Consider the following 8,578-nt stretch of genomic DNA (forward strand, 5'->3'; position numbering starts at 1 on the left):
CTGCTACCGCTGCTCGGGGCGGTCGCCGCCTGCTCCATCGGCACCTGGGCCGAACTGACCCGCGTAACTGCACGCTTCAATGATGAATGGGTGTGGGCGGGGCTGCTGGTCGCGTTGAACCTGTTGGTACTGGCACACGCAGCCCTGGCCTTGAGCGACCGCGAGGGTTGGCGCGAACGAGCATTCAACTGGCTGGAGCAGCGCGCAGGCTGGGTGGTGGCAATCGCCGGGTTCGCGGGTGCGGTCATGATGCTGGCGCTGGTGTTTGACCCACGTTATCGCAGCTTCCCAAGTGCGGCGCTGGTACTGCCCGCCTTGGTCTATCTGGTTCGCCCCGTGACCGGGCCACGTCGGGAAATCGCCCTGCTGACCTTTATCATCGGTGCCGGCATTGCGCCTCAGCTGTTCCGCGAAGGTCTGCTGAACCAGCAGGCGTGGGGTTGGGCGCTGGTCAGCGGGTTGATGGTTGTGGCTTTGTGGCGGTGCTTGCGGATGCGCAAGGCTTAAGAGCGCCATCGGGGGCAAGTCGAATCGTCGCACCGCCCCCGATTGGCCCTATCAGGCGCCCCGAGGCTTGCGGACCAACCGCAACCCCGCAATCACCACCGCAAACACCGCAAACGTGGTGTTGTACAACGCCAGTGCCGGCAACCCGAACACCAGCCCCAGCACCGCCAAGCCCCAGCCCGCGCGCCCCGGCACGAAAAACGCCAGCACCGACGTCATCAGCGCAGCCCAGCCCATCATCTTGAAGTGAATCATCAAACCGAGGTTCGAACGCACCTGGCATTCCCAGCGGCTGGCCTCATCCGCGCAAATACCGACCCACCGGCCATCCTCCATAAAGCCGTAACGCGCGGCATAACTGGCGGCCAGCCATAACGGTAGGGCAATAAGCAGCAGGATCAGCGGGAAGCGGCGGGACATGGAGCACTCCGATAGGCAAAAACGGCGCTCAGCTTAATCCCCCGGCGGCCGTTAGCAAGATGTGTACGCAGATAAGTGTTCATCAATGCGTCGCAAAGTGTATCTTCTGGCAACTATCACCCCGATTCCGACGTTTTTTTCCGATTTTTCGTGCCGAAGGCTGGCACTTCGGTGGCAACGCGGTGGTCATAGCCTGCGAACTTCATTCAGCACGTTTCCTCTTAGGGATTAAGTCATGCTCCGTTCCTTGCGCTGCGCTGCCTTGCTGGGCAGCCTTTTTTTGAGTGCGTCAGCACTGGCCGTCGACATCGACCAGGCCAGCTATGGCTTCCCTTTGACCAACCCGTTCGAAGCGACCATTGCCACCACGCCGCCTGACCTTCGGCCCAGCTTGCCGACCAACGACGAAATCAACCAGTCGGACTACACCCTGAACATGCGCCCCGAGCGCGAATTCAGCCTGCCCGACAACTTCTGGGCGGTGAAGAAACTCACCTATCGCATCGCCAAGCAAGACCGCGCCGCGCCGCTGATCTTCCTGATCGCGGGCACCGGTGCGCGGTTTGACAGCAACATCAACGAATACCTGAAAAAACTGTACTACCAGGCCGGCTACCACGTGGTGCAATTGTCGTCGCCGACCAGCTTCGACTTCATGAGTGCCGCCTCGCGCTTCGCCACCCCGGGCATCACCCAGGAAGACGCAGAAGACATATACCGCGTGATGCAGGCGGTGCGCGCGCAGAACGCCTCGCTGCCGGTCACTGACTTTTACCTCACCGGCTACAGCCTCGGCGCGCTGGATGCGGCCTTTGTCAGCAAGCTCGACGAAACCCGCCGCAGCTTCAACTTCAAGAAAGTGCTGCTGCTCAACCCGCCGGTCAACCTGTACACCTCGATCACCAACCTCGACAGACTGGTGCAGACCGAGGTCAAGGGCATCAACAACACCACAACCTTTTATGAACTGGTGTTGAACAAGCTGACCCGTTACTTCCAGCAAAAGGGCTACATCGACCTTAACGACGCCTTGCTCTACGACTTCCAGAACTCCAAGCAACACCTGACCAACGAACAGATGGCCATGCTGATCGGCACCACGTTCCGCTTTTCGTCGGCCGACATCGCGTTCACCTCGGACCTGATCAACCGCCGAGGCCTGATCATCCCACCGAAGTACCCGATCACCGAAGGCACCAGCCTCACGCCGTTCCTCAAGCGCGCGCTGCAATGTGACTTCGATTGCTACCTCACCGAACAGGTCATCCCGATGTGGCGCGCCCGTTCCGATGGCGGCAGCCTGTTGCAACTGGTCGATCAGGTCAGCCTGTATGCCCTCAAGGACTACCTGCACGCCAGCCCGAAAATCGCCGTCATGCACAACGCCGACGACGTGATCCTCGGCCCGGGCGACCTCGGCTTCCTGCGTCAAACCTTCGGCGATCGCTTGACCGTCTACCCGCTGGGCGGCCACTGCGGCAACCTCAATTACCGCGTCAACGCCGACGCCATGCTGGAGTTTTTCCGTGGCTAAATATCTTCTGCTGCTTGCCGCCCTGATGTGCGCAAGCGTGGCAAATGCCGACAACAGCAAGGCTCACGCGCCCACCGTAGTAGGTGCCGACGGTTTCAAGGAGCCGCTGAGCAAGCTCAAGTTCAACCCTGGCCTGGACCAGCGCGAATTCGAACGCTCGTCGCTGACCGCCCTCAACGTGTATGACCCGTTGGAGTCGTGGAACCGCCGCGTGTACCACTTCAACTACCGCTTCGACCAATGGGTGTTTCTGCCGGTGGTCGACGGTTACCGCTACGTCACGCCAAGCTTCCTGCGTACCGGCGTGAGCAATTTCTTCAACAACCTGGGCGATGTGCCCAACCTGTTGAACAGCCTGCTGCAACTCAAGGGCCACCGTTCCCTGGAAACCACCGGGCGCCTGCTGGTCAACACCACCCTCGGCGTCGCCGGCCTTTGGGACCCGGCCACCTCCATGGGCCTGCCGCGCCAAAGCGAAGACTTCGGCCAGACCCTGGGCTTCTACGGCGTGCCTGGCGGCGCCTACCTGGTGTTGCCGATCCTGGGCCCGTCGAACCTGCGCGATACCACCGGCCTGGTGGTCGACTACAGCGCCGAATCGCAGATCAACTTCTTGAACGTCTCCGAAGTCAGCTCCAACCATCCGGAAATCTGGGCCCTGCGCGTGGTCGACAAGCGCTACCAGACCAGCTTCCGCTACGGTCAGATGAACTCGCCATTCGAGTACGAAAAAGTGCGCTACATCTATACGGAATCGCGCAAGTTGCAGATTGCCGAGTAACCGATCCGCGCTGTAAAAAAGCCATTCGACGCGGTCGAATGGCTTTTTTTTGCCTGCTCAATACCTGACGCCTACCCCAGCACCTGCGCCAGAAACGCTTGGGCACGTGGCGTTCGCGGCGCAGTGAAAAACGCCTCCGGCGGCTGGTCTTCGATGATCCGCCCGCCATCGAGAAACAGCACACGCCCGGCCACTTGCCGGGCAAAGCCCATTTCGTGAGTGACGCAGAGCAAGGTCATGCCGCTTTCGGCGAGCATGACCATCACGTCCAGCACCTCGCCGACGGCCTCCGGGTCCAGCGCTGACGTCGGCTCATCGAACAGCATGATTTTTGGGGCCATGCACAATGCCCTGGCAATCGCGACCCGTTGCTGCTGGCCGCCCGACAGTTGCGACGGGTATTTTTTCCAGTGTTGATCAATCCCGACTTTTTTCAGCAGCGCCATGGCCTGCTCCTGTGCACTGTCGCGGGGCATGCCGCGCACGGACATCGGCGCCAGCACACAGTTTTGCAAGACGGTCAGGTGAGGAAACAGGTTGAAGCCCTGAAACACCATGCCGACCTCACGCAAAGCCGCGCGGCAGAGCGTCGGCGAAGCGCTCAAGTCGGCGCCCAGCACCTGGATTCGGCCCTGCTGCGCAGGTTCCAGACGATTGAGGCAACGGATCAACGTGGACTTGCCGGAGCCCGAGGTACCGCACAGCACAATTCGTTCGCCCTGCACCACCCGCAGGTCGATGCCGTGCAACACCTGATACGCGCCATACCATTTGCTCAGCCCTTCGACATCGATCACCACCGGCGCAGGTGGGCAGATCAACCGTTTTAACTCCATTAATGACCCCATGTGCCCGCCCTCTTCTATCATTCGTCAGTTGGCCGCAGATGCTGGGTAAGTCGACGATCAAGACGCTTCACCCCACGCCGGACACACTCGACCACCAGCAGGTAAACCAGCGCCACCCACACATACACCTGGAAATCAAAAGTGCGTGAAAACGCCAGCTTGGCCACGCCCATCAAGTCCAGCAAGGTCACCAGCGACACAATGGCGCTGGCCTTGATGATCAAAATCAGTTCATTGCCCAGCGGCCCCACCGTCACGATGAGCACCTGCGGCAAGGTCACCTTGAAAAACGTGGTGGTGCGGTTCAACCCCAACGCCGTCGCAGCTTCATAGTGGGCACGCGGCACAGAGAGCAATCCGCCGCGAAAGATCTCGGCCTGGTAGGCTGCCGTATTCAAGGTGAACGCCAGCAAAGCGCAAAACCATGGGTCGCCGACCCCCCCCCCACAGGCCAAGGTCACGCCAGAAACCGTGGAAGGAACCCAAGCCGTAATAAATCAGGAACAGTTGCGCCAGCAGTGGAGAGCCCCTGAAAAAGTAGACATAGGCCCTGCACGCGTACTGCAACGAACGCCAGCGCGAAGTCCTGCCCAACGCCAATAGCAAGCCGAGCACCATACCGACGCTGCTCGATAGCGCCACCAATTGCAGGGTAAGCAACAAACCCTCGAGCAACTGCGCCCCATAGCGCTGAAACAATTCAAGCCCGAGCCACTCGGCAAAGCGCTCGCCCGCCGTCATGAGGCACGCTCCCGACCCTGGCCGTAGTGTTTTTCAAGCTGCGCGATGCAAAACCCCGAGATCGATGACAGCAGCAGGTACAGGCAACACGCCGCCAGATAAAACAGCATCGGTTCCTTGGTGGCATTCACCGCCAGGCTGGTCTGGCGCATCAAGTCCACCAGGGAAATGGTCGACACCAACGCCGTGTCCTTGAGCAAGCTCAACCAGTTGTTCGACAGCCCCGGCAAGGCAACGCTCATCACCTGCGGCAGCACCACCTTGAAAAACGTCTGCCTGCGACTCAAGCCCAGTGCATGGGCGCCTTCATACTGACCGCGTGCCACGGTCTTCAGCGCACCCAGCCACACCTCGCTGGAAAAGGCCGCCAGCACCAGGCTGAACGCGATCACCGCCGCCACAAACGCGTTGATGGAAAACTCGGCCGAACCGCCCCAATACGCCTGGAATTTCTGCAGCGCGATCTGGATGCCGTAATACACGATCAATAACGTCAGCAACTCCGGCAGGCCACGAAAACAGGTGGAGAACAGTGCCGCCATCGCCCTCACCGTTGCGTTTGGCGATTTGCTGCACAACGCCACCAACAAGCCCAATGGCAACCCCAGCGGCACACACGCCAATGCCAGCGCCATCGTGACCCCAGCGCCCGCCAGCAGCGCGCCGCCCCAACCGCCCGCGCCCAACGACAACAACCCCAATGACTCGAACATGGAAGACACTCCCGCGCTTAATCATCCTCAAGGCCATGGGCCAACTTGAGCTGTCGATACGTGCCGTCGGCGATCACATCCGCGATAGCCTGGTTCAGCCTGGCGCGCAACGCTTCATCGGCCTTGCGCACGGCAATACCGGCGTCGCTTTGCGTACCGGGAATGGCCAGCACCCGGCAACACTGCGGGTCGGTGCTCTTCAACCACTCCTGCATCGGCGCGCTGTCGTTGACCACCGCATCCAGGCGACCATTGAGCAGGTCACTGTTGGCCTCGTCCTGCCCGACATACAACTTGACCCGAGCGCCATTGGCGCCATAGACATCCTGGTTGTAGATGCCCTGGGTCGAGGACGATTGAGCGCCGACCGTCTTGCCGGCCAGCGTGGCCGGTGCAGTGTCCTGAATGTCGCTGCCCCTGGGCACTGCCAGGACCATGCGCGTGCGGTTGTAGGGCTGGGTGAAGCTGACGGTCTGCTGGCGCTCTTCGGTGATGGCCATCGAGGCGATGATTGCGTCGTACTTTTTCGCGAGCAGGCCCGGGATGATGCCTTCCCAGTCCTGGGCCACGATCGAGCATTCGACGCTCAGCCTGGCGCACAGCGCGTTCGCCATATCGACGTCAAAACCACGCAGTTGGTTATTCGAGTCCACGTAGTTGAACGGCGGATAGGCGCCCTCCGTGGCGAAACGCAGCGGTTGCGCGTGGGCCACCGATAGCAGCCCGAGGGTGATCGTTACGGCATAGAGCGTCTGTTTGACGTGTTTCATGAAGGCACCTACCGAATTATTTTTATTCTGGGTAGTGCCTGAGGCCTGATTAACCTGAAGGGATACGGGTAATTGACGCAGGCTCAGTCACTGACCAAGCGGACACTACGCCAACTTGCACAAATAATCTATTTTTTACAGATGGTCCATTTCTGAGCTTTTTGTAGGCAAAACCCTGAGTGCCCAATCAACCGCGCACGGCGCGCCCGGTTTTGCCCGCTACAGTGACCAGTGCCAACACCAGCGCCCCGGCAATAATGCCGGCCACCGCGTTGAGCAAGGTCGGCATCAACCACGCCAGGCCACCGGTGCTCTGGCTGACCGCCTCGACCCAGTGATGCACCACCGGCACGCCATGGGTGAGGATGCCGCCGCCGACCATGAACATCGCCGCTGTACCGATCACCGACAGGCTTTTCATCATGTACGGTGCCGCGCGCAAGATCGCGCCACCGATACTGCGCGCCATCTGCGCAGGCTTCTGGGTCAGCCACAGGCCCAGGTCATCGAGCTTGACGATGCCGGCCACCAAGCCGTAGACGCCGATGGTCATCACAATGGCAATGCCCGATAGCACGATCACCTGCTGCGTCAACGGCGCATCGGCAACGGTGCCCAGCGTGATGGCGATGATTTCGGCCGAGAGGATGAAGTCCGTGCGGATCGCGCCTTTGATCTTGTCCTTTTCGAACGCCACCAGATCGGTCGCCGGGTCCACCACGGCGGCGACCAACTGGGCGTGTTCGGCCTGGTCTTCGGCTTTGCTATGCAGAAACGTGTGAGCGAGCTTCTCAAAGCCCTCGAAACACAAGTAGGCGCCGCCGAGCATCAACAACGGCGTCACCGCCCAGGGCGCAAACGCACTGATCAACAACGCCGTCGGCACCAGGATCAGCTTGTTGAGAAACGACCCCTTGGCCACCGCCCACACCACCGGGATTTCCCGCTCGGCACGCACCCCGGAGACTTGCTGGGCATTGAGCGCCAGGTCATCGCCGAGCACGCCGGCGGTTTTCTTGGCGGCCATCTTTGTCATCAGTGCAACGTCATCGAGTACTGCGGCGATATCGTCGATCAAAACCAACAAGCTGCTTCCTGCCATGAATCAGGCTTCCATCAAGGGTGAGATGGCGCGAGCATAACGCGGCCATGGGCGTTGCGGGCACATTGTTGAGGCTCGCGGATGGCCGGTGCTACCATGCGCAACCGCCTGTCATGGCAAGGAACCCTCTGGTTTATGAGCAGCATTCGCGAGCGCAATAAAGAAAAGATCCTGCGGGCGGCAAGCGAGGAGTTTGCCGACAAGGGCTTCGCCGCGACCAAAACCAGCGACATCGCCGCCAAGGCCGGGCTGCCCAAGCCCAACGTCTACTACTACTTCAAGTCCAAGGACAACCTCTACCGCGAAGTGCTCGAGAGCATTATCGAGCCGATCCTGGCGGCCTCCACGCCGTTCAACCGGGAGGGCGAGCCGGCGGTGGTGCTGAGCAACTACATCCGCTCGAAAATCCGCATCTCCCGCGACCTGCCTTTCGCCTCCAAAGTGTTCGCCAGCGAAATCATGCACGGCGCCCCGCACCTGAGCGCCGAGCAGGTCGAGCAACTCAACGCCCAGGCCAAGCACAATATCGACTGTATCCAGCACTGGGTCGATCGCGGGCTGATCGCTGCGATAGAGCCCAATCATTTGATGTTCAGCATCTGGGCGGCGACCCAGACGTATGCGGATTTTGATTGGCAGATTTCGGCGGTGACCGGCAAGGCCAAATTGGATGAGGCGGATTACGAGGCGGCGGCGCAGACGATTATTCGGTTGGTGCTTAAAGGCTGTGAGCCGGATTGAGACACCGAGGTGCCTGTGCCAATCGGGAGCAAGCTCCCTCCCACATTTGACGGTATTCACAAATAGAAATGTGTAAACACAGTTAAAGGTGGGAGGGAGCTTGCTCCCGATGAGGCCCTGGCAATCATCCAATAATCAGGCTGACACCCCCGCATCCGCCCACAACCCCACCCCCTCAATCGCCGTAATCGCGCACTGCTCATCAATATCCGACGTATCCCCGCTGATCCCGATCGCCCCCAGCACCAACCCTTCCTGATCCCGAATCAACACCCCGCCCGGCGCCGGCACCACGCTGCCTTGCCCCAGGCTGTTCAACGCCGCGATAAATGCCGGGCGCTGCTGCGCATCCAACGCGAGCAAGCGTGAGCCTTTGCCCAGGGCAATCGCGCCCCAGGCCTTGCCGATGGCAAAGGCACCT

9 protein-coding genes and 2 pseudogenes are annotated in these 8,578 nt (G+C 60.6%); 4 read left to right on the forward strand and 7 right to left on the reverse strand.

The window, feature by feature from the left end:
* Window positions 1-507: pseudogene (locus L9Z73_RS20195) on the forward strand (beta (1-6) glucans synthase); the annotation flags it as partial.
* A 51-nt stretch (window positions 508-558) separates the two neighbouring features.
* Here L9Z73_RS20195 and L9Z73_RS20200 read toward each other — a convergent pair.
* On the reverse strand, window positions 559-927 hold the full coding sequence (locus L9Z73_RS20200) for a hypothetical protein (protein WP_247404579.1): 369 nt from the start codon (window positions 925-927) through the stop codon (window positions 559-561).
* A gap of 235 nt (window positions 928-1,162) precedes the next feature.
* Here L9Z73_RS20200 and L9Z73_RS20205 point away from each other — a divergent pair, with 235 nt between their 5' ends.
* Both L9Z73_RS20205 and L9Z73_RS20210 read left to right on the forward strand, forming a co-directional pair.
* Window positions 1,163-2,461: a serine/threonine protein kinase gene (locus L9Z73_RS20205; RefSeq protein WP_247404581.1), complete on the forward strand. Its 1,299-nt coding sequence runs from the start codon at window positions 1,163-1,165 to the stop codon at window positions 2,459-2,461.
* Between the two features lie 25 nt (window positions 2,462-2,486).
* Window positions 2,487-3,242, forward strand: coding sequence for an MlaA family lipoprotein (locus tag L9Z73_RS20210; RefSeq protein WP_282598695.1), 756 nt, complete (start codon window positions 2,487-2,489; stop codon window positions 3,240-3,242).
* Window positions 3,243-3,313: 71 nt separating this feature from the next.
* On the opposite strand, the gene L9Z73_RS20215 is transcribed toward L9Z73_RS20210, so the two are convergent.
* The 5 genes and pseudogenes from L9Z73_RS20215 to L9Z73_RS20235 all read right to left on the reverse strand — a co-directional run bounded on the left by L9Z73_RS20215 (window position 3,314) and on the right by L9Z73_RS20235 (window position 7,416).
* On the reverse strand, window positions 3,314-4,078 hold the full coding sequence (locus tag L9Z73_RS20215; RefSeq protein WP_282598694.1) for an amino acid ABC transporter ATP-binding protein: 765 nt from the start codon (window positions 4,076-4,078) through the stop codon (window positions 3,314-3,316).
* A 29-nt stretch (window positions 4,079-4,107) separates the two neighbouring features.
* Window positions 4,108-4,831 (reverse strand): annotated as a pseudogene (locus L9Z73_RS20220) (ABC transporter permease).
* Entirely contained in the window at window positions 4,828-5,544 is a 717-nt protein-coding gene (locus L9Z73_RS20225; RefSeq protein WP_247404585.1) for an ABC transporter permease, read from the reverse strand. The pseudogene L9Z73_RS20220 and the gene L9Z73_RS20225 overlap by 4 nt, the downstream one beginning before the upstream one ends.
* A 17-nt stretch (window positions 5,545-5,561) precedes the next feature.
* Window positions 5,562-6,314 (reverse strand): transporter substrate-binding domain-containing protein, encoded by a 753-nt coding sequence (locus L9Z73_RS20230; protein ID WP_247404587.1) that lies wholly within the window; start codon window positions 6,312-6,314, stop codon window positions 5,562-5,564.
* Between the two features lie 187 nt (window positions 6,315-6,501).
* Window positions 6,502-7,416: a DUF808 domain-containing protein gene (locus L9Z73_RS20235; protein WP_247404589.1), complete on the reverse strand. Its 915-nt coding sequence runs from the start codon at window positions 7,414-7,416 to the stop codon at window positions 6,502-6,504.
* A gap of 135 nt (window positions 7,417-7,551) precedes the next feature.
* On the opposite strand from L9Z73_RS20235, the gene L9Z73_RS20240 reads away from it, so the two are divergent.
* Window positions 7,552-8,157 (forward strand): TetR/AcrR family transcriptional regulator, encoded by a 606-nt coding sequence (locus tag L9Z73_RS20240; RefSeq protein WP_247404591.1) that lies wholly within the window; start codon window positions 7,552-7,554, stop codon window positions 8,155-8,157.
* A gap of 135 nt (window positions 8,158-8,292) precedes the next feature.
* Here L9Z73_RS20240 and L9Z73_RS20245 read toward each other — a convergent pair.
* Window positions 8,293-8,578 (reverse strand): GlcG/HbpS family heme-binding protein (locus L9Z73_RS20245; RefSeq protein ID WP_247404592.1); only part of this gene is annotated, 286 nt, incomplete at its 5' end.

This window comes from Pseudomonas emilianonis (genome assembly GCF_023072625.1).
Lineage (GTDB): Bacteria > Pseudomonadota > Gammaproteobacteria > Pseudomonadales > Pseudomonadaceae > Aquipseudomonas > Aquipseudomonas paraveronii.

Coding starts and splice junctions, on each gene's coding strand:
- L9Z73_RS20200 (WP_247404579.1), bottom strand. CDS start 927: ATGTCCCGCCGCTTCCCGCTGATCCTGCTGCTTATTGCCCTACCGTTA.
- L9Z73_RS20205 (WP_247404581.1), top strand. CDS start 1,163: ATGCTCCGTTCCTTGCGCTGCGCTGCCTTGCTGGGCAGCCTTTTTTTG.
- L9Z73_RS20210 (WP_282598695.1), top strand. CDS start 2,487: ATGTGCGCAAGCGTGGCAAATGCCGACAACAGCAAGGCTCACGCGCCC.
- L9Z73_RS20215 (WP_282598694.1), bottom strand. CDS start 4,078: ATGGAGTTAAAACGGTTGATCTGCCCACCTGCGCCGGTGGTGATCGAT.
- L9Z73_RS20225 (WP_247404585.1), bottom strand. CDS start 5,544: ATGTTCGAGTCATTGGGGTTGTTGTCGTTGGGCGCGGGCGGTTGGGGC.
- L9Z73_RS20230 (WP_247404587.1), bottom strand. CDS start 6,314: ATGAAACACGTCAAACAGACGCTCTATGCCGTAACGATCACCCTCGGG.
- L9Z73_RS20235 (WP_247404589.1), bottom strand. CDS start 7,416: ATGGCAGGAAGCAGCTTGTTGGTTTTGATCGACGATATCGCCGCAGTA.
- L9Z73_RS20240 (WP_247404591.1), top strand. CDS start 7,552: ATGAGCAGCATTCGCGAGCGCAATAAAGAAAAGATCCTGCGGGCGGCA.